The following is a 19,277-nucleotide window of genomic DNA, read 5'->3' on the forward strand; positions in this document are numbered from 1 at the left end:
ATTCCGCGTCAGGTGCGGGGTTCAGCACGCGCTGCCACAGAAATTGCAGGAGTTGTGCACGCGGGGGTATGCGTTTAGCTTCGCGACAGGGCCGCGAGCTGCTCCGACGCCTGCTCCAGGAGTTCTACCTTCTTGCAGTAGGCGAACCGCACCAGGGGTGCGTATTCCGAGCGGTGGGCGGGGGAGCAGAACGCGGTGATCGGCACCGCGACCACACCAGCCAGCTCCGGCAGGCTTCGGCACAGCTCTGCGCCATCCGTGAACCCGAGCGGCGTCGCATCCGCCACGATGAAGTATGAGCCCTGCGGCAGCGTGATGTCGAAGCCGGCCGCGCGCAGCCCGGTAGCAAGCACATCGCGTTTGTGCTTCAGTTCGGCGGCAATGCGTGTGAAGTACGAATCGGGAAGGTCGAGCCCCGCTGCGATCGCGGGTTGGAACGGCGCCGCATTCACATAGGTGAGAAACTGTTTGACCGCGAGGATTGCCGTGATGATCTCGGACGGGCCAGACACCCAGCCCACCTTCCAGCCGGTAAGGCTGAACGTCTTGCCGCCCGAGGAAATGGTGACCGTTCGATTCCACGCTCCCGGCAGGGTAGCGATCGGAATGTGCGGCGTTCCGAACGTGAGGTGCTCGTACACCTCGTCGGTGACGATGATCGCGTCGTGCCGTTGCGCGAGCTCGACGATCAGCTCCAAAGCCTGCCGGGAAAAAATCGCGCCGGTGGGATTGTGTGGATCGTTCACGATGATCAGCCGGGTGCGGTCGGTGACGGTTGCCCGCAGCACGTCGAGGTCCGGTTGAAAGTCGGGTGCCCGTAGCGGCACTGGTCGATGGATGCCGCCGCCGAGGCCGATCAGACCGCCGTAGGCATCGTAGAACGGCTCAAAGGTGACGACTTCGTCACCCGGCTCGATCAGCGCCAGAATGGTGGCTGCGAGAGCTTCCGTAGCCCCCGCAGTGACGAGAATTTCGCTGCCCGGGTCGAGGGTCAGCGCATAGAACCGGTGCTGGTGCCGGGAGATCGCCTCCAGCAGCACCGGCTGGCCCCGGCCGGGCGGATACTGGTTGACCCCGTCGCTGATGGCTTGGCGGGCCGCCTCAAGCACTACGGCTGGCCCGTCTTCATCGGGAAAACCCTGCCCGAGGTTGATCGCACCGGTGCGCACCGCGAGCGCGCTCATCTCGGCGAAGATGCTGGCTGAGACGGTGCCATCAGCGGCGAGAAGTCCAGCCCCGCGCGCCGTGCGTCGCCACGCGCCGGAAATGGTCATCGCTGGCTTGCCTGTGTCGAGTGCTGCATGGTTTCCAAACTATCGCTTAGGCAACGTCTCGGCATGATCATTGAATGCTCACAGTGTGTACATATCGAACGTTCAGGTTTTGGCGCAAAGCTGGCAACGCTTGGAAGGAGCACCCGATGACCGACAACACCAAAGATTCCGGCAGCACCCCTGATCCGGCTGATGATACCGCCGCTTTTGCTGTGAATGATTCCGGCGAGGCTACCCCTCCCACTGCCCCACCCTCGGTACCGCCTACCGACGCCCCGGCCGCGCCCTCGGCCCCGACCGGGCCGCCGGCGAATGTCGTGCCCGCTGTGCCGGTCGTGAACGCACCGACCCTGCCGGCTCACGACGTCCCCGACGCCGCTCAAACCGTTGCTTACCCGACGGATGCCTTCGGTCGCCCGGTCGAGTCCGCGACCGCGTCGAGCTCCGCCTACGCTCCGAGCGTCTCGCCACAGGCGTATGCGACCGCTGATGCCTATCCCGGCCAGCCCTTCGCCTCCTCTAAGGCGAAGGAACCCGGTCGCCGCAAGGGCAGCGTTGCGTTGATCGCCGCGCTCGCCATCGGTGCCCTGGTCGGCGGATCGTCCGGCGCCGGGATTACCGCCCTCATGATGAGCGGCCAAAACAACGGCGTACCGGTCAGCCAGGCTTCTGGCCCGAGCAATGTCGTCGTCAATAACACCAAGAGCGTCAACCAGATCACCGCTGTTGCGGCCAAGGCGTCACCGAGTGTCGTGACCATCGACGTCTCCAGCAGCTCCTCCGGAGGAACCGGATCCGGCGTGATTCTCAGCGATGACGGCTATGTGCTCACCAACACCCACGTGGTCACCCTCGATGGGGCCGCTTCCGACGTGAAAATCGAGGTAAAGAGCAATGACGGCAAGCTCTACGCCGCCACCCTGGTTGGCACCGACCCGGTCTCCGACCTCGCCGTGATCAAACTGACCGACGCCAGCGGACTCACCCCGATTGCCTGGGGCGATTCGTCCGAGCTCAACGTCGGTGACAGCGCCATCGCCATCGGTGCCCCGCTCGGCCTCTCCGGCACGGTCACCGACGGTATCGTCAGTGCCCTCAATCGCAGCATTACCGTCGCGAGCTCGGCAGCGCCGAGCTCGCCCGACGCCCCAACGCCCGAGGAAGGGCAGGGCCAGAACCCCTTCTTCTTCGACTTTCCAAACCAGGACGGCACACCGTCGCAGGGCACCCAAGGCGCCACCGCGAGCATCGCGCTCCCGGTGATTCAGACGGATGCCGCCATCAACCCTGGCAACTCCGGAGGCGCCCTGCTCAACGGCAGCGGTGAACTGATCGGCATCAACGTGGCCATCGCCAGCGCCGGGAGCACCACCTCGTCGTCCGCCGCTGGCAGCATCGGCGTCGGATTCTCCATTCCATCGAACTTCGCCAAGCGCATCTCTGAAGAGATCATCGCCAACGGAACGGCCACCCACGGCCTGCTCGGTGCGGGCGTCAAGGATGCGTCCAGTTCGACCAGCAGCACCGTCGGCGCCCTCATCAGCACGGTAACCTCTGGCGGTGCCGCCGCCAAGGCCGGTCTGGCCGCGGGCGACGTGGTCACCAACTTTAACGGTGTGCCGATCACAGACTCGATCGACCTCACCGCGCAGGTGCGGGTGCTCCCCGCTGGTGGAACCGCCGACCTCACGTATGTGCGGGACGGCGAGTCGATCACCATCTCGGTCACGGTCGGCGAGTACTCCAGCTAACCGCACTCCGCTCCTTCCTGCTCCTTCACGCTCCTCTAATCGCGTCGCCGGTACGCCGGCGGCGCGATTAGCGTGGGTGGGGCTGTTCGACATCTTCCACGGCGATTGGCATTTCGTTGGCTGGTAGGCTCGATCGTCCTACCCATCAACCGGAAAGCTGGCCAGCCAGGTGCACCAACGTGGTATGGGATTTCTTCCCGGGGTGTCGTATGTGATGCCAGTGCTCAACGAGGCGACGCACGTACGAGCCGCCGTCGAGAGCCTGCTGGCCCAAGACTTCGAAGGCCCGTTCGAGGTCACTCTGGCGCTTGGACCCAGCATCGACGGCACGACCGAACTGGTCGAAGAAATGGCGGCCGTTGACTCGCGAATTCGGGTCGTGCCCAACGACATCGGCTCGACTCCGGCTGGCCTGAACATCGCCATTCGCGCCTCGCAATATGCGGTGGTAATTCGCGTCGACGCGCACTCAGTGCTCCCGCCCGAATACGCCCGCATCGCCGTGGAGACGCTCGAGCGCACCGGCGCCGACAACGTTGGCGGCATCATGGATGCGCGCGGCATCAGCGCATTCGAGCGCGCAGTGGCCCGCGCGTACGGCACTCGCATCGGTCTCGGTGGTACCCCGCTCCATGTTGGCGGGGCTGCGGGCGCCGCCGAAACCGTCTACCTCGGCTGTTTTCGCACCGAAAGCATCCTGGCTGTCGGATTGTTTGACGAGGACGTCAAACGCGGTCAGGACTGGGATCTCAACCGGCGCCTCCGAGAAGCCGGCGGCCTGGTCTGGTTCACCCCCGAACTGCGCGTGCTGTATCGTCCGCGGCCGACCCTGCCCCAACTCGCACGGCAGATGCTCTCGACCGGGCTCTGGCGCGGCGAATTGGCCCGTCGGTATCCCGCGGCCAACGGCATCCGCTATTTTGTGCCCCCGGCCATGGTTCTGGCGGTAGCTCTCGGGCTGCTCCTCGGAGCGGGCGGAATCGTGCAGGTTGCCCTCGGAGCGGCACCGTGGTTGTTGCTCGGTCTCATAGTTCCCATCGGCTATCTGGTCATCGTGCTGGCCGCGACGCTCGCGGTGGCCAGACCGGACGGAATTCGTACCTCCCTGAATTTTCTCGTAGTCTTGCCCTGCATTCACTTCTGCTGGGGGGTCGGGTTTGTGCTCGGGTATCTCAAACTCACCAGCAACATCACGGCACACACGGGAAGGTGAGCAGATGACCAGTTCGCCCAAAACCTCACATCGGCGCCCGGCCCGGCCGGAATCGATCGCTCAGCTGCGCGCGGTGGCTCAGCCGCCCGAAGTGCGCCTGCGTGCCAACGCCGAGCACTGGACGGCGAGCCTATACCTGCGCGACCTGTCTCCTTACCTCACCTGGGTGCTGCTGAAGACCCGCATCTCCGCCAACGGCGTGACCGCACTGATGATCCTGGCCGGCTGGTCGACTGCCGCCGCCCTGCTGATCCCTGGAATCTGGGGGGCACTGCTCGCCCTCGCGCTCAGCCAGGTGCAGATGCTCATCGACTGCTGCGATGGCGAAGTGGCGCGGTGGCGCGGCACGTCCTCGCCGGCCGGCGTGTTCCTCGACAAGGTCGGACATTATTCCACCGAGTCGCTCATTCCCATCGCCCTCGGAATTCGGGCGGCCGCGTACCCATTTCAATCGCCCGAAGACTTTTTATGGACCAGCCTGGCGCTGTTGCTCGCCCTGATCATCGTGCTGAACAAGGCGCTCAACGACATGGTGCACGTCGCGCGGGCCAATGCCGGATTGACCAAGCTCGCCGACACCCACGGCGAGAAGACTCCGACCTCGAGCGTGATCGCGCGGGTACGCAGACTCGCCCGTTTCGTGCCCTTCCATCGCCTTTACCACTCCGTCGAACTGACCATGGTCATTTTCGCCGCTGCCTTCGTTGGACTTTTTCTCGGGCAGCCGCTCGTTGACCGGGCCGTGCTGATCGTGCTGGTGCCGCTCGCGTTCCTATCGCTCATCGGCCATTTCGTGGCCATCATGGCGTCCAAGCGTGTCCGTTCCTGACGCAATCGCCGGCGCTGTTCCGGCCGGCGGTGTGACGGTTGGTGTGGTGGTGCTGACCCAGGGCACCCGTCCGGATGATCTTGAGCGGGGCATCCGCTCGGTGCTGGCTCAGCAGGGAGTAATCCTCGACGTGGTCTGCGTCGGCAACGGTTGGCAACCGACCGGCCTGCCGGTCGGCGTGCGGTCCCTCGGACTGCCGACCAACCTGGGTATTCCAGCCGGTCGTAACCGCGGGGTGTCGCTCGTCACTGGGGAATACCTGTTCTTCCTCGACGACGATGCGAGCATTCCCGATCCGCATTTTTTGATCGAGGCGATCGGCAAGATGCGGGCCAACCCGAAAATCGGGCTGCTCCAGCCTCGGGTCGAAGATCCGGCGGGAATCGAATCGCCGCGTCGGTGGATTCCCCGTATCCGCAAGGGCGAGGCCACCACGCCCGGACGGGTGTTCTCAGTCTGGGAGGGCGCCGTTCTGCTGCCGCGCAGCGTCTTCGATGCGACCGGAGGCTGGGCCGAACCATTTTTCTACGCGCACGAAGGCATCGAACTGGCGTGGCGGGTCTGGGATCTGGGCTTGGTGGCGTGGTACGCCGGCGACCTCGTCGCCAACCATCCGGTGATCCTGCCGACCCGCCACGCCGACTACTATCGGCTGAACGCCCGTAACAGGGTCTGGCTGGCTCGCCGCAACCTTCCGGTTCCGTTGGTGCCGCTGTACGTGGCCTCGTGGACGGCTATTCAGGTGCTGCGCTGGGCGCCGAACAACAGGCTAGCGCTATGGGCCTGGTTTGCCGGCTGGCGCGAAGGGTGGAGCCGCGACCCGGGGCCGCGGCGCCGACTGCGTGCACGCACGGTCTGGCGGATGACCCGGTCCGGGCGTCCGCCGATCATCTAACGAAAGGTAGGCTTGGCCGGTGGAAATTCGCAAAGATGTCAGGCGTGCAGTCAAACTGGTCAGGGATGTTGTGGCCTCCCGCAAAGCCCAACACAAACTCCGTGGTCCGCTGAAATCGCGGGAACTGCGCGACGACAACCACTTCAAGATTGCCGTGTATTTTGCTGACGGACCCGTCAACATGTACCAAATGCGGCAGTGGTACCAGCCGCTCGCAACCCTTGCCAAGACCTGGCCGGTACTCGTGATCAGCCGCACCGGCGGCGGCACCCTCAAACTTATGGACGAGGCGCCTATTCCCGTCGCCTATGCGCGCACGGTACCGCAGCTCGAGCAGATCGTCGCCGAGCAGGATATTCGCATCGTGTTTTACGTCAACCAGAACCCGCGTAACTTTCAGATGATGCGCTACGGGCGCTGTTGGCACGTTTTCATCAACCACGGTGAGAGCGACAAGATGTACATGATCACCAACCAGTTCAAGGCCTACGACTATTCGTTCGTCGCGGGGGACGCGGCACTCGCCCGGCTCGACCGGGTGCTCTGGGACTACGACTTCAACAAGCGCGCCATTAAGATTGGACGTCCTCAGGCCGACTACTTTAGCGGTGAACTGCCCTACCAGCCTGATGAACGCCAGGTCGTGCTCTATGCGCCCACCTGGGAGGGGGATAGGGCCGCCGCGGCCTACGGCTCTGTCGCCACCCACGGTGTCGCGCTCGTCAGCGCGCTGCTGGCCACCGGCACCCACCGCGTTATCTACCGACCCCACCCGCGCAGCGGTGTCGTCGACCACAGCTACGGGGCCGCCAACAAAGCCATCATCGCGGCCATCGCCGCGGCCAACGCACGAGACCCGCGCGCGCACCACGTCTACGACTCTGGCCCGGACCTCGGCTGGCAGCTGGCAGCAGCGGATATCGCCATCGTCGACATCTCCGCCATGGTCTACGATCGGCTCGCCACCGGCAAACCGCTCATCATCACCCGCCCCGTGAGCCCAACGGCCGTGATCGACACGAGCGGATACCTCTCCGACTGCGAGTGGCTGCCTGCCGATCACGCCGCCGACATTGTGGCTGCCGTCGACCGACTCACCCACGATGAGGCAACGGTTGACCGCCTGCAGGGGTGGGTACACCGCTATTTCGGTGACACCACCCCTGGCGTCGCGACGGAACGCCTCCACGCAGCCGTGCAGCATCTGATGAACGAGTGGAAGCGGTTCGCCGCCGGGCACGATGCCGATAGTGCGATTGTGCCCGATTCTGTAGAGAATCCCGGCAAGGCGTAAGTAAGCCCGACGCTACATTGGTTCGGGCTTGGCCGGGCTCGAAGCGGATGCCGCCGGCTCGGCCGATACGGCCGTCACCGACTTGCCGCGTCGCTTTTCGCGGACCGTGATGGCGCGCACTGGCGGGTCCAGATCCGGCCGAAAATCGACTGGGGCCGGACCGAATGCGAGGCGTGACGCGTGCATCACCTTTGTGCCCAGAATATGGTTTCCCGCACCGCCAATCACCGCGCCGATACCGAACGGCAGTGCCTTGCCAAGCAGGCTCGCGCCACCGCGGGTGGCGAACTGGCGCAAAAATGTACTCTTGAGTCGGTCGGTCAGCGGGCCGAGAACGGCGCGGGGAAGACTGCTGGTGATGAGCTCACCCCAATAGGTGTTTCTGGCCGTTCCCGAGCCGGTCACCTGGCCGGCGAGCTGCCGCACCAGGTCGCTGCCCTCTCGGCCGAGCATCATCGTCATAACGAGGGCGCGGGCGCGATCCGGGTCCTCCACCGCGATTCCATGTACCTCGCTCACCGATTGGGTGAACAACGCCGTTGCCTCAAGAAATCCGGCGGTTTCCACGCCCGATAGAGCGAGGGTGATTCCGGTGCCGACGCCGGGAATAACCGCCGTGGCGCCCACCGCAGCACCCCCGGTCGTGACCGCCGCGAGGTAGCGTTTCTCCAGAATGCGCACGATTTTTTCGGGGGCGGCATGGGGATTGCGCCGTCGGATACTGCGAATATGTGCGAGCACTATGGGGCGGTGAATGGCCAACACCCGATCAAAGCCCTTGATGAACCCGGTGGGGAGCGCGCCAGCCTGCGGAGTGCCGCCGGTCGATGACAGCATCGGTGTGCTCTTCCTCGCCATTGTTCGCCTTTCTCGGTGCGTCTGGTCGAGTGTACGTGCTGCACAGGGACGCACGCTGGGTTGCAGGGGCGTGCCCGGATACAAATACTATTTTTCGCCAAAAGTCCACCCGCTAGTCAAGACTCAACTGTGCCACTACAAATGAGGAATGCTTGAGCCCAAATCAGAAGCCTCTCGACTGCTCGGCCTACGCCTGCGAGAGCGCCGCCTGGCGCTCGGGTTCAATCAGGAGACTGTTGCGCTGCTTGCCGGACTTAATGTCTCGAACTACGCCCGCATCGACCGGGGGCACGGAAACCCGACAATGTACACGCTCGTTCGGTTGGCGGCCGTACTGCAACTCGAGTTGAGTGAGCTCGTGACCGGTCTCGCGCTCGAGCACCTGCCACCGACACGTGACTCGTACATCGCGATCGACTTTCGACGTTCCCAGGACGCCACGGCGAGTCGGCGGCTGGGCTAGGTGTACAGCAGGTCAGGTTGCTGGTTTGACGCCGTAGTCGGTGTTGTACCGTGCGAGCACGTCCGTGATCGGCCCGTCGAGAACCAGGTCGCCCTTGTCGAGGTACAGACCGCGGGTGCAGAAGCGCCGCAGATCGCGCTCGTTGTGCGAGACGATGAACAGGGTCCGCCCGCCCGCGAGGAGTTCCTCGATGCGGCGGTAGCATTTTTCCCGGAAAGCCTTGTCGCCCACGGCTAAGACCTCATCGACCAGCAGAATCGGCTCCTCCAGCCGGGATATTACCGCAAAGGCGATTCGTACTTTCATACCGCTCGACAGGTGCTTGTATGGCGTGTCAATGAAGTCGGCGATCTCGGCGAATTCGATGATCTCGTCGAACCGTTCCGTGATCTGCTTGCGTGTCATGCCGTGCAGGCCAGCCGTCAGATAGACGTTGTCGCGCACGCTGAGGTCGTCCACGAACCCGCCGGTGATCTCGATCAGTGGTGCCACGCCCTCCGTGACGTGCACTGATCCCTCGTCGGGCAGCACGACTCCGGTAACGAGTTTGAGCAGGGTCGACTTGCCTTGCCCGTTGCGCCCGACGACACCGATGGCTTCGCCCGGTTGCACGGTGAAGGAAACGTGTTGCAGGGCCCAGAACTCGCCGGGTCGACTGCGCCGTTTGCTCGCAGCAAAGAGATCCTTGAAATTTCGACGCCCACGCCGATTCCGACGAAAGCGGATGCCGACGTCCTGCAGGGAGATCACGGGGGCTTTCGTGGGTGTCACCGTCAGCGTGGCCACTAGATCTCCTTCAGAACGGCACGTTCGCTGCGGCGAAAGACCAACAGTCCGAGCCCAAGAAACGCGAGCGACATGACCGCGCTGATCGTGACCGCGAACCAGTCGAGTTGCTCGGGAAAGAACGCTGCCCGGTAGAGACTGAAGATGCCGTTTAACGGGTTGAAAGCAGCCCAGAAATGCAGTTCGGGCGGCAGGTCCGTGGTGCTGTAGATGATCGGGGAGGCGTAGAACAGAAAACGCAGGATGAGCTTGACGGCCCGCTCCAGGTCTCGAAAGAACACCACGAGCGGGGCGACGAGCAGCCCGACGCCAGCCGTCAGCATCGCCTGAATCACGATGGCGAGGGGAAAGAAGAACGCCTCGACGCCCAATTCGGCGCCGAACAGAATAGCGAACAAGACAAGCACCGGGATCGAAGCGAGAAACTCGATGCCCTTGGACAGCACCAATCGGTTTACCCAAATGGTGCGGGGAATGCGGGTGGAACGGATGAGCTTCGCCTCGCGCAGAAAAGCGCGGGTGCAGTCCGAGACGGCGCCGTTGAACCACATCCAGGGCAGCAGGGCGGCCAGCAGGAACACGATATAGGGGTCGGTGCCGACGTTTTTGTCAAATACCTGGGTGAAGACAAACCAGTAAATACCGGCCATCACGAGCGGATCAAGGATGGACCAGAAGTAGCCGAGCACCGAGGTGGAGTACCGCACCCGCAGATCGCGCTGCGTCAGCAACCACAGGGAATGCCGATAGCGGGCGATCGGCGTGCGCTGTTCGGGGCGCACCTGGGCGTAACTACTCACGCAATCTATCGTATGGGAGCGCGGGGAGCGTTCCGTGCCAGTCAGTGCTGGTTCTCGATGCGTGGAGCTGATTCCTGATGTTGTGCCGACGAAACCCCCGCGGCGAGGCGCGGGGGTTTCGGATAATGCGGGTGCGTCGGCTAGACGAACAGGTTGGCGCGCTCCAGGTCTTCGGCGAAGTCCACTTCAACGGCATAAAAGTCAGAGATGTTCACCGGCTCCACCAGCATGCGATTCTGTTCGATGGCCAACTCGATGCCGCGTTCAAAGTAGTCCTGGTCGGCGACCTTGGCCAGCTGGCGGATGAGGGTCGCCTTGTCGGCGCTCGACACGTAGTTGATGCCGACGGCTTCACCGAGGCCGCCCTTGACGGTCTTGGACAGTTCCTTGATGTAGCCTTCGGCGCTCGTGGTGTACTTCACTTCTTCATCGGACACCTTGTCAGTGTTCACGGTGACGAAGGACTGGTCGCGGGCCATCATGGCGGCAGCACGGTCGAGTATGGCCGGGTCAAAGACCACATCGCCGTTCATCCAGAGCACGCCGCCGGACTTCGAGGCCTGCAGGGCACGCAGCAGACTCTTCGACGTGTTGGTCTGGTCGTACTCCTCGTTGTAGACGAAGGACGCCTGCGGGAACGCCTCGATGATGTGCTCGAGCTTGTATCCGACGACGATCGTGACCTTGGCAGCGTTGCCGAAGGCGTGGTCGATGTTGTCGAACTGCTGCTGCATGATCGTGCGGCCGTCATTCAGCTCGGTGAGCGGCTTCGGCAATGAGCGCCCGAGACGGCTGCCCATACCGGCCGCCAGAATGACTACTTGCGTCTTCACTGCGTGCGTCTTAGCCGCTTGCGTCGTCACGATTATCTCCTCAAGAATGGTTGGGGCTACGCCGCAAAACCCGCTCTTGTTGCGAAGAGTTTGCTTAGGATTCACCCACATGTTCACGTAAAGACACACCGTTATGTCATTCTCACCATAACCTGTTGTCTCAATATGAGGGAAGAATCGGCTCAGCACGTGTCCATTTCGTGACCGGGCATGGAGCGTACTCACAGCTTGAAATGGCTGGTGCGTTGCGGACGCGCCCTCCAGTCAGCGGTCCTTGGTAGGTTAGCGGAGTGACTTTTGTGCCGCCCCACCCTGAACGCGACGACGAGCCTGTCGTGGACCGTTCCGCCGAATCGATGGCACCGCTCGCCACCGAGTCGGCAGCCAGCAAGCCGGCAGTGCGCAAGCCGGCAGCCAGCAAGCCGGTGCGCAAGCCGGCAGTGCGCAAACCGGCGGCGGTCAATTCGGCCGATACTCAGGCGGTTCCGGACGAAGGCGTACGTAAGCCAGCGGTGCGTAAGCCAGCGGTGCGTAAGCCAGCGGTGCGTAAGCCAGCGGTGCGTAAGCCAGCGGTGAATGAACCAGCGGTGCGTAAGCCAGCGGTGCGCAAGCCTGCGGCGGGTAAGCCAGCGATGAGCGAACCAGCGGTTCGTAAACCAGCAGTGCGCGCGTCGACGACACCCAGGAAGCTGACAACGCCGAAATCACCGGACGTTGCCCCGTTGACCAGACTGGCTGAACAGACACTCGCCGAGAACGCAAACGACGAAACGACGCGCCCCTACGCGACCCGCGATGCGCTCGTCGCGGTCGATTCGGAACAGCCGCCTGCAACGCCGGTCACACCGCTGCCTGAACCGACCATCGAACCAGTCCCACAGGAAACGCCCAAGGCGACCGCACCCCGCACCATTTCGCTTCCAGCCGTGACGGCCGTCAACTCGAAGGCGGCGAAGTCGGCGAAGGAGCCCGCCGTCGTTGAAGCTCCGACAGTCCTTGTAGCCCGGGGTCTCGTGAAGAGATTCGGCCACAACGTTGCGGTCTCCGATCTCGACCTGACCGTGCGAGCGGGTTCGTTCTACGGCATTGTCGGGCCGAACGGTGCCGGAAAGACCACGACTCTGTCGATGATCACCGGGCTGTTGCGGCCGACCGCCGGAAACGTCACGGTGCACGGTATCGACGTCTGGGCTCGGCCGAACGAGGCCAAGCGGGTGATGGGAGTTCTGCCAGACCGGCTTCGACTCTTTGACCGCCTCACCGGCGCACAGCTCCTTTATTATGCAGGCACCCTGCGCGGCCTCGACAACGACACCGTGCGCAGCAGGTCGGCGGACCTCGCGGTGGCTTTTGGCCTCGAGGATGCCCTCAACCGTCTCGTCGCGGACTACTCCGCCGGCATGACGAAGAAAATCGCCTTGGCCTGTGCGATGATTCATTCCCCGCGGGTGCTCGTGCTGGATGAGCCGTTCGAGTCGGTCGACCCGGTTTCTGCGGTCAACGTCACCGAGATTTTGCAGAAGTACGTGGCCGCCGGTGGCACGGTCGTGCTGTCCAGCCACGGGATGGATCTGATCCAGCGCGTCTGCGACCATGTTGCCATCATCGTGCAGGGCCGAGTCCTGGCAGCGGGGACCATCGACGAGGTCCGTGGCCCGAAATCGCTGGAAGATCGGTTCGTCGAGCTCGCCGGTGGGCGCAAGGTCGCGGAGGGCATGGAGTGGTTGCACAATTTTTCGGACTGAAACTCCGGTTGCTCGCCAACCTGTTTCGCCGTAGCCCCTGGCAAGTTGTCGGATTGGTCGTCGGACTGCTCTATGGTCTCGGCGTCTCCATCGCAATTCTCGTTGCACTGATCACCCTGCGGTTCGTCGGTGACCCTGCACTGATTCGCGATTCGCTTACTGTGGCCGGATCGGTCGTGGCGCTGGGCTTTCTGATCATCCCGATCGTGGTCGGCATCGACGACAGCATGGACCCTCGTAAGTTTGCATTCCTCGGAATTCCGAACCGTTCGTTGTCGCTTGGCCTTGCCGGTTCGGCGCTCATCGGCGTTCCGGCGCTCGCCCTGACGATCGTGCTTCTCGGCACCGTGGTCACGTGGTCGCGCGGCATCGGGCAGACCCTGCTCGCTCTAATCTCCGCCGCACTGATCCTCTCGACCTGTATTCTGCTCTCGCGAGTGAGCGCATCCCTTGCAGCCTTTCTCCTGTCAACCAGACGGTCGCGCGAGTTCACCGGGCTGATCGGTGTCGTTGTGCTGGTCTTGATTTCGCCGCTCGTTGTAGTGCTGTTCAACACGGACTGGGACCGTCAGGGCCGCACCCTGCTGGCCACTCTCGCCACAATTCTGGGCTGGACTCCGCTTGGAGCAGCGTGGGCTGTTCCCGGTGACGCCTCCACCGGCGCCTGGGGTGCTGCCATTCTTAAACTGCTTGTCGCCGTGGGATTCACCTACGCGCTCTGGCTGATCTGGCAGTTTGTCGTGGCCCGCATGCTGGTATCGCCCGGCCGTGAAGCAGCGGCGAAACAATATTCCGGGCTGGGTTGGTTCGACCGGCTGCCGCACAGTTCTGTTGGTGCGATCGCCGCCCGTACCTTCACGTATTGGGCGCGCGACTCACGGTACTGGGTGTCGTTTATCATGATTCCGATTGTGCCGATCATCGCGATTCTGCCGCTGAGCTTCGTGGGCGTGCCGCTGCACTACCTCGCTCTGGTGCCGGTTCCACTGATGTGTATTTTTCTCGGCTGGACCATGCACAACGACGTCGCCTACGACAGCACCGCGATCTGGCTGCACGTGGCGTCGGGAACCGGTGGCGTGGCCGACCGTATCGGTCGCCTCATTCCCTCTCTTTTCGTCGGCATTCCGCTTATTGGAATTGGCTCCGCCGTCAGCATTTCTGCCTACGGAGATTGGTCGGTGCTTCCCTCGATGCTGGGCGTGAGTACGTGCATCCTCTTGGGGGGTCTGGGCTTCTCGAGCTTTACCTCAACCCGCTTTCCTTACCCGGTGACCAAACCCGGTGACAGCCCGTTCGCCCAGCCGCAGGCCTCTGATACCGCCTCGGCCGTCGTGCAGTCGCTCACCTTTACGGGCTCAATCGTCCTGGCGCTACCCGCGCTCATCTTCGCCTATCTCGGAATCGTTGAGGATCCGGCCTGGCATCTGCGCGCGCTCGGCGTCGGCGTCGGCGTCGGCCTCGTGGCCGTGGTCGTGGGAATCTGGGTCGGCTCGCGGTCCTTCGACCGGCGCGGTCCGGAGATGCTGGCTTCTGCCCAACGGGCCTGACCCGTCGCGGGCGGAGTGTTTAGACTGGTGCCATGACTGAATTTCGTGCGAGCATTGCAGAACCCGGCCAGCCCGGCGGCGGAACGTCCACGCTTGATCGTGAGGTCGAAGAACTTCTGAACCAGGAGCAGATCGAACCCGGCGATCACGAACGATTTTCGCACTACGTTCCCAAGGACAAGATTCTCGAATCGGCTATTTCGGGCAAACCGGTCAAGGCACTGTGCGGTAAGAAATGGCTGCCGGGACGCGACCCGGAGAAGTTTCCGGTGTGCCCGACGTGCAAGGCCATCTACGAGAAAATGAAGGCCAAATAGCGGGTATTCCGCCCGGGCCTAACGATACGAGGTCGGAATAACGGCCTCGCCGCGCCCCAACCGAAAAGCCTCGATTGGCAATTCCTGCATAACGGATGCGTTGTGCGCGCGTGCGCGCAGCGTTCCGGCCGGTCCCACGTAACGTTCGTCGACGGCGCCGTCGGTGATCAGCGGAACCAGGAGTGCGCGTTCGAGGCCGCGGGAATCGAACTTGGTGCCGGGGCCGTCGCCGAGCAGAATGATCTCCTCTTGGGCGGTACCGACGGCATCCACTCGACGAAGGGCGCTCTTGCGGCCACCCATGGACACCTTCGCGGTCGATGTTTTGGCGACGGAGATCCACTCGTCGCCTTGGCCCTTGTGCGCGACGAGCTTGTAGACCAGGCCGGCGGCCGGTTCTCCCGAACCGGTGACCACCGAGGTGCCGATGCCGAAAGCGTCGACTGGGCTGGCCGACAGAGCCGCGATGGCGAACTCATCGAGGTCGCTCGTGACGGTGATTTTCGTGTTGACGGCGCCGAGAGAATCTAGTTGGGCTCGTGCCGCTGCGACGACGGTGGGAAGATCGCCGGAGTCGATGCGAATTGAGCCGAGCTCGGGCCCAGCGACTTTGACCGCGAGCGCGATGCCGGCCGGCACATCGTAGGTGTCCACGAGGAGTGTTGTGGCGGCACCGAAGGCATCCACTTGCGCCTGAAACGCTTCTTCCTCGCTATCGTGTAGCAGTACGAACGAGTGCGCTGCGGTTCCCATTGTTGGAAGGCCCCATTGGCGGCCGGCTTCGAGGTTGCTCGTTGACGCGAAGCCGGCGATGAATGCGGCGCGGGCGGCGGCGACCGCCGAGTGCTCGTTGGTGCGGCGTGATCCCATCTCGGCGATCGGGCGGCCGAGGCTGACTGAGACCATGCGGGCGGCGGCGCTGGCGACCGAGATGTCGTAGTTGAGAACGCTGAGAATGAGGGTTTCCAGAATGACACCCTCGGCGAAGGTGCTCTCCACCAGCAGCAGCGGCGATCCGGGAAAGTATGCTTCGCCCTCCTGGTAGCCCCAGACGTTGCCGGTGAAGGAATAGTCGGCCAGGTAATCGAGGGTGGGAGTGCGTACGACGGCGTTGTCGGCGAGCCAGGTCAGTTCCTCAGTGGTGAAGCGGAATTGGCGAATGAGCTCGAGCAGGCGGCCGGTGCCGGCGACGATTCCGTAGCGCCGGCCGGTGGGCAGGCGTCGGGCGAACGCTTCGAACATGCACTCACGGTTGGCGGTCCCGCTCTGGATAGCGGCGTCCACCATTGTGAGCTCGTACCGGTCGGTGCGTAAAGCCGGGGTGCGGGCGGCGGTGCCGCCAGGCGCTGGCACGGGGTACGTGGGGGACGGGGTCACCCGGCACAGCTTATCCGCTTGTCGGGCTAGGCTTGATTTCCGTGACGGATACACCGATTGGTATTTTTGATTCCGGAGTCGGCGGCCTGACCGTCGCCCGGGCGATCAAGGACCAGTTACCCAACGAGTCCATCCTCTACATCGGCGATACGGCCCACTCGCCGTACGGGCCCAAGAAAATAGCCGACGTGCGTGGGTTCGCCCTGGACGTACTCGACGATCTCGTGGCGCAAGACGTGAAACTGCTTGTGATCGCGTGTAACACGGCTTCAGCAGCGATGCTGCGCGACGCCCGCGAGCGCTACAGCGTGCCCGTGATCGAGGTGATCCAGCCTGCCGTGCGCCGCGCTGTCTCAACGACCCGCAACCAGCGGGTGGGGGTCATTGGCACCCTGGGGACGGTCAATTCGCGTGCCTACAACGACGCGTTCGCCGCCGCGCCCCAGATTACGCTGTTCAGCCAGGCCTGCCCGCGTTTCGTTGAGTTCGTCGAAGCCGGCGTCACGACCGGCGCCGAGGTGCTCGCCGTCGCCGAGGAGTACCTCGCGCCGCTGCGCGCCGCAGGGGTCGACACCCTCGTGCTTGGTTGCACGCACTATCCCTTTCTGCGGGGTGCCATCTCGTATGTGATGGGAGAGGGCGTCACCCTGGTCTCGAGTGATACCGAAACCGCCAATGACGTCTACCGCGTGCTGGTGAGTCAGGGGCTGGAACGTGCAAGCACGAGCCCGCCCAGCTACCGTTATGAGGCGACCGGCGACAGCGCCGAGGACTTTCTGGCCCTCGCCCATCGCCTGATCGGGCCAGAGGTCAGCCGTGTCGATTTGATCGAGACCGGCACACTCAACCTTGCCGAACTGGCAGCATCCGCTCAAAGTGGACCCCCCTATTTCCCCTTACACCCGAATCACTAGGAGCACACCGTGACCGAGACCCTGCGCGCCGATGGGCGCACCAACGACGAACTTCGCCCGATCACGATCGAGCGCGGCTGGAGCGACCAGGCCGAAGGCTCGGCCCTGATCTCCTACGGCCGCACCAGAGTACTCTGTACGGCGTCGTTCACCAACGGCGTTCCGCGTTGGATGAGCGGTAAGGGCAAGGGCTGGGTCACCGCCGAATATTCGATGCTGCCGCGCTCGACCAATAGCCGCATGGACCGCGAATCGGTCAAGGGCAAGATCGGCGGTCGCACCCACGAGATCAGCCGTCTGATCGGACGCAGCCTGCGCGCAGTCGTCGATATGAAGGCGCTCGGCGAGAACACGCTCGTGCTCGACTGCGATGTACTGCAGGCCGACGGAGGAACTCGCACCGCGGCCATCACCGGTGCATACGTCGCCCTCGCCGACGCACTCGAGTGGGGGCGCACCAAGAAGTTCATCTCGCAGAAGGCGCAGCCGCTCATCGACAGCGTCTCGGCAGTGTCTGTCGGCATCATCGGTGGCGTGCCCATGCTCGACCTCGCCTACACCGAAGACGTGCGCGCTGACACCGACATGAACGTCGTCGTAACCGGGCGCGGCAAGTTCGTCGAGGTGCAGGGTACCGCCGAGGCTGCACCGTTCGACCGCAGTGAGCTCGACGTTCTGCTCGACCTCGCCCTCAAGGGCGCCGTCACCCTGACCGAGTTTCAGACCAGCGCACTGGAGCGTTGAGCGGTGCAGATCGTTCTCGCCACGCACAACGCCCACAAGGTCGAGGAGCTGCGGCGCATCCTGGACGCCCAGTTGCCCGGCATCGAGGTGCTCGCCTATGACGGCCCCGAACCGGTCGAGGATGGCATCAGCTTCACCGAGAATGCCCTGATCAAGGCGCGTGCCGCTGCCGCCCATACCGGGCTGCCGGCGATCGCCGACGACTCGGGCATCTGCGTCGATATTCTCGGCGGGGCACCGGGAATTTTTTCGGCGCGCTGGTCGGGACCGGCCAAGGATGGCGGTGAGAACCTGCGTCTGCTGCTCTGGCAGCTCAGCGACGTTTCCGAGGAGCACCGCGACGCCCACTTCACGTGTGTGGCCGCTCTCGCCCTGCCCGACGGCACCGAGCGGGCCGTGACCGGCGAATGGCCGGGACAGCTTCTGTTCCAACCGGCCGGCGCCAACGGTTTCGGATACGACCCGATCTTTCTGCCCGATGGGTACGCCATTTCGGCGGCCGAGCTGTCGGCCCACGTGAAGAACCAGGTCAGCCATCGGGCTATCGCATTCGAGGGTCTCATTCCAGTGCTGCGCGAGGTGCTCGGCGCGTCATAGCGCCGCGTCAGATCGAGCAGCACTCGGATACTGAGAACGGCATTCATTCCCATCTAGCCCGTCGGCTGGCGGGCGGGTGCGCGCGGCTCTAACGTTGAGCCATGGGCCACGATCACGATCACGCGCACGGCACCGACTCGAACCGGAGGCGACTGACCCTCGCCATTGGCATCGTGTCCGTCGTGCTGCTGCTCGAGGTGATCGGTGCCTGGCTAACCGGATCGCTCGCCCTGCTGGCAGATGCGGGGCACATGCTGTCCGACCTGTTCGGGCTCATTGTTGCCCTGACGGCCACCGTCGTGGCGTCACGCCCGGCGACGGACCGAGCCACCTTCGGTTTTCAGCGGACCGAGGTGTTCGGTGCGCTGATCAACGGGTTGATCCTGCTCGGAGTGGCCGGCGTCGTTTCGGTCGCTGCGATCGCGCGCCTGGTCGCCCCAAGCGAGAGTGCTGTGCTGCCAGCCCCCATGCTCATCGTTGCCATCATTGGGCTGGCCGCGAACATCGCGGCAGTGCTGCTGCTTCGTCCGGCGGCGGCCGGGTCGATCAACATGCGCGGCGCCTACCTCGAGGTACTCGGCGACGCCCTGGGGTCTGTTGCCGTCATCGTGGCCGCCATCAGTATTCTGATAACCGGTTTTGCCGAAGCGGATGCCGTCGCCTCGCTCGTTATTGCCGCCATGATCGTTCCGCGCGCTTTCGTGCTGTTACGTGACGTCGTGCGCGTGTTCAGTCAGTCCACGCCGGCCGACACCGATATTTCCGAGATTCGGCGGCATCTACTCGGCACGAATGGTGTGGTCGCCGTGCATGATGTGCACGTCTGGGCCATTACCAGCGGTGCGCACGTGTTCACCGCGCATATCGTCGTGGAGGCGGCCGTGCTGGCGCACGGCACCGACGCTTTGCTCGATGAACTGTCGGGATGCCTCAGCAAGCACTTCGACGTCGCGCACTCAACCTTCCAGCTGGAACCGGCCGAGCACGCGGAGCATGAGGACCACCAGCACCGCTGAACAAATCAGACGCTGACGTCC

19 protein-coding genes are annotated in these 19,277 nt (G+C 63.8%); 13 read left to right on the plus strand and 6 right to left on the minus strand.

The annotated features are described in order from the left end of the window. Nucleotides 1–74: 74 nt before the first annotated feature. Entirely contained in the window at nucleotides 75–1,274 is a 1,200-nt protein-coding gene (locus E3T39_RS15275) for an aminotransferase class I/II-fold pyridoxal phosphate-dependent enzyme (RefSeq protein WP_134516695.1), read from the minus strand. 146 nt (nucleotides 1,275–1,420) lie between these two features. On the opposite strand from E3T39_RS15275, the gene E3T39_RS15280 reads away from it, so the two are divergent. The 5 genes from E3T39_RS15280 to E3T39_RS15300 all read left to right on the plus strand — a co-directional run bounded on the left by E3T39_RS15280 (nucleotide 1,421) and on the right by E3T39_RS15300 (nucleotide 7,256). Next, nucleotides 1,421–3,025 (plus strand): S1C family serine protease, encoded by a 1,605-nt coding sequence (locus E3T39_RS15280; RefSeq protein WP_134516696.1) that lies wholly within the window; start codon nucleotides 1,421–1,423, stop codon nucleotides 3,023–3,025. A 184-nt stretch (nucleotides 3,026–3,209) separates the two neighbouring features. Beyond that, entirely contained in the window at nucleotides 3,210–4,238 is a 1,029-nt protein-coding gene (locus tag E3T39_RS15285; protein WP_134516697.1) for a glycosyltransferase family 2 protein, read from the plus strand. 4 nt (nucleotides 4,239–4,242) lie between these two features. Further along, nucleotides 4,243–5,067, plus strand: a complete 825-nt coding sequence (locus E3T39_RS15290) for a CDP-alcohol phosphatidyltransferase family protein (RefSeq protein WP_134516698.1) — start codon at nucleotides 4,243–4,245, stop codon at nucleotides 5,065–5,067. Beyond that, the gene (locus tag E3T39_RS15295; RefSeq protein ID WP_241979745.1) at nucleotides 5,054–5,962 is read left to right on the plus strand and encodes a glycosyltransferase family 2 protein; all 909 of its coding nucleotides are present in this window, start codon (nucleotides 5,054–5,056) and stop codon (nucleotides 5,960–5,962) included. The genes E3T39_RS15290 and E3T39_RS15295 overlap by 14 nt, the downstream gene beginning before the upstream one ends. A gap of 19 nt (nucleotides 5,963–5,981) precedes the next feature. Then, nucleotides 5,982–7,256 carry a CDP-glycerol glycerophosphotransferase family protein gene (locus tag E3T39_RS15300; RefSeq protein ID WP_134516699.1) on the plus strand — a complete coding sequence of 425 codons (1,275 nt, stop codon included), beginning with the start codon at nucleotides 5,982–5,984 and terminating at the stop codon, nucleotides 7,254–7,256. A 12-nt stretch (nucleotides 7,257–7,268) separates the two neighbouring features. Here E3T39_RS15300 and E3T39_RS15305 read toward each other — a convergent pair whose 3' ends face one another. Beyond that, nucleotides 7,269–8,093: a hypothetical protein gene (locus tag E3T39_RS15305; protein WP_241979746.1), complete on the minus strand. Its 825-nt coding sequence runs from the start codon at nucleotides 8,091–8,093 to the stop codon at nucleotides 7,269–7,271. Between the two features lie 169 nt (nucleotides 8,094–8,262). On the opposite strand from E3T39_RS15305, the gene E3T39_RS15310 reads away from it, so the two are divergent. Then, entirely contained in the window at nucleotides 8,263–8,577 is a 315-nt protein-coding gene (locus E3T39_RS15310; protein ID WP_134516700.1) for a helix-turn-helix domain-containing protein, read from the plus strand. Between the two features lie 12 nt (nucleotides 8,578–8,589). Here the strand turns inward: E3T39_RS15310 and E3T39_RS15315 are convergent, their stop codons facing one another. From E3T39_RS15315 to E3T39_RS15325, 3 genes are all read right to left on the minus strand, one after another. Further along, nucleotides 8,590–9,363: an ABC transporter ATP-binding protein gene (locus E3T39_RS15315; RefSeq protein WP_241979747.1), complete on the minus strand. Its 774-nt coding sequence runs from the start codon at nucleotides 9,361–9,363 to the stop codon at nucleotides 8,590–8,592. Then, nucleotides 9,363–10,163, minus strand: a complete 801-nt coding sequence (locus tag E3T39_RS15320; RefSeq protein WP_241979748.1) for an ABC transporter permease — start codon at nucleotides 10,161–10,163, stop codon at nucleotides 9,363–9,365. The genes E3T39_RS15315 and E3T39_RS15320 overlap by 1 nt, the downstream gene beginning before the upstream one ends. 140 nt (nucleotides 10,164–10,303) lie before the next feature. Beyond that, a complete protein-coding gene (locus E3T39_RS15325; RefSeq protein WP_134516701.1) occupies nucleotides 10,304–10,996 on the minus strand; it encodes a phosphocholine cytidylyltransferase family protein in 693 nt (230 codons plus the stop codon). Between the two features lie 290 nt (nucleotides 10,997–11,286). Here E3T39_RS15325 and E3T39_RS16735 point away from each other — a divergent pair, with 290 nt between their 5' ends. From E3T39_RS16735 to E3T39_RS15340, 3 genes are read left to right on the plus strand one after another with little or no spacing between them, the layout of a single operon-like run. Continuing rightward, the gene (locus E3T39_RS16735; RefSeq protein ID WP_420898165.1) at nucleotides 11,287–12,741 is read left to right on the plus strand and encodes an ATP-binding cassette domain-containing protein; all 1,455 of its coding nucleotides are present in this window, start codon (nucleotides 11,287–11,289) and stop codon (nucleotides 12,739–12,741) included. After that, complete coding sequence (locus E3T39_RS15335; RefSeq protein ID WP_241979749.1) at nucleotides 12,717–14,291, plus strand: hypothetical protein; 1,575 nt, start codon at nucleotides 12,717–12,719, stop codon at nucleotides 14,289–14,291. The genes E3T39_RS16735 and E3T39_RS15335 overlap by 25 nt, the downstream gene beginning before the upstream one ends. A gap of 32 nt (nucleotides 14,292–14,323) precedes the next feature. Next, nucleotides 14,324–14,608 (plus strand): DUF3039 domain-containing protein, encoded by a 285-nt coding sequence (locus tag E3T39_RS15340; RefSeq protein ID WP_134516702.1) that lies wholly within the window; start codon nucleotides 14,324–14,326, stop codon nucleotides 14,606–14,608. 18 nt (nucleotides 14,609–14,626) lie between these two features. Here the strand turns inward: E3T39_RS15340 and E3T39_RS15345 are convergent, their stop codons facing one another. After that, a complete protein-coding gene (locus tag E3T39_RS15345) occupies nucleotides 14,627–15,985 on the minus strand; it encodes a nicotinate phosphoribosyltransferase (RefSeq protein ID WP_255455941.1) in 1,359 nt (452 codons plus the stop codon). A 41-nt stretch (nucleotides 15,986–16,026) separates the two neighbouring features. Here E3T39_RS15345 and murI point away from each other — a divergent pair, with 41 nt between their 5' ends. From murI to E3T39_RS15365, 4 genes are all read left to right on the plus strand, one after another. Continuing rightward, on the plus strand, nucleotides 16,027–16,899 hold the full coding sequence (gene murI / locus E3T39_RS15350) for a glutamate racemase (protein WP_134516703.1): 873 nt from the start codon (nucleotides 16,027–16,029) through the stop codon (nucleotides 16,897–16,899). A gap of 9 nt (nucleotides 16,900–16,908) precedes the next feature. Continuing rightward, nucleotides 16,909–17,643 (plus strand): ribonuclease PH, encoded by a 735-nt coding sequence (gene rph, locus E3T39_RS15355; protein WP_134516704.1) that lies wholly within the window; start codon nucleotides 16,909–16,911, stop codon nucleotides 17,641–17,643. 3 nt (nucleotides 17,644–17,646) lie between these two features. Continuing rightward, the gene (gene rdgB, locus E3T39_RS15360; protein ID WP_134516705.1) at nucleotides 17,647–18,240 is read left to right on the plus strand and encodes an RdgB/HAM1 family non-canonical purine NTP pyrophosphatase; all 594 of its coding nucleotides are present in this window, start codon (nucleotides 17,647–17,649) and stop codon (nucleotides 18,238–18,240) included. 101 nt (nucleotides 18,241–18,341) lie between these two features. Next, nucleotides 18,342–19,256 (plus strand): cation diffusion facilitator family transporter, encoded by a 915-nt coding sequence (locus E3T39_RS15365; RefSeq protein ID WP_134516706.1) that lies wholly within the window; start codon nucleotides 18,342–18,344, stop codon nucleotides 19,254–19,256. Nucleotides 19,257–19,277: the final 21 nt, after the last annotated feature.

The organism is Cryobacterium suzukii (genome assembly GCF_004403185.1).
GTDB classification, from domain to species: Bacteria; Actinomycetota; Actinomycetes; order Actinomycetales; family Microbacteriaceae; genus Cryobacterium; species Cryobacterium suzukii.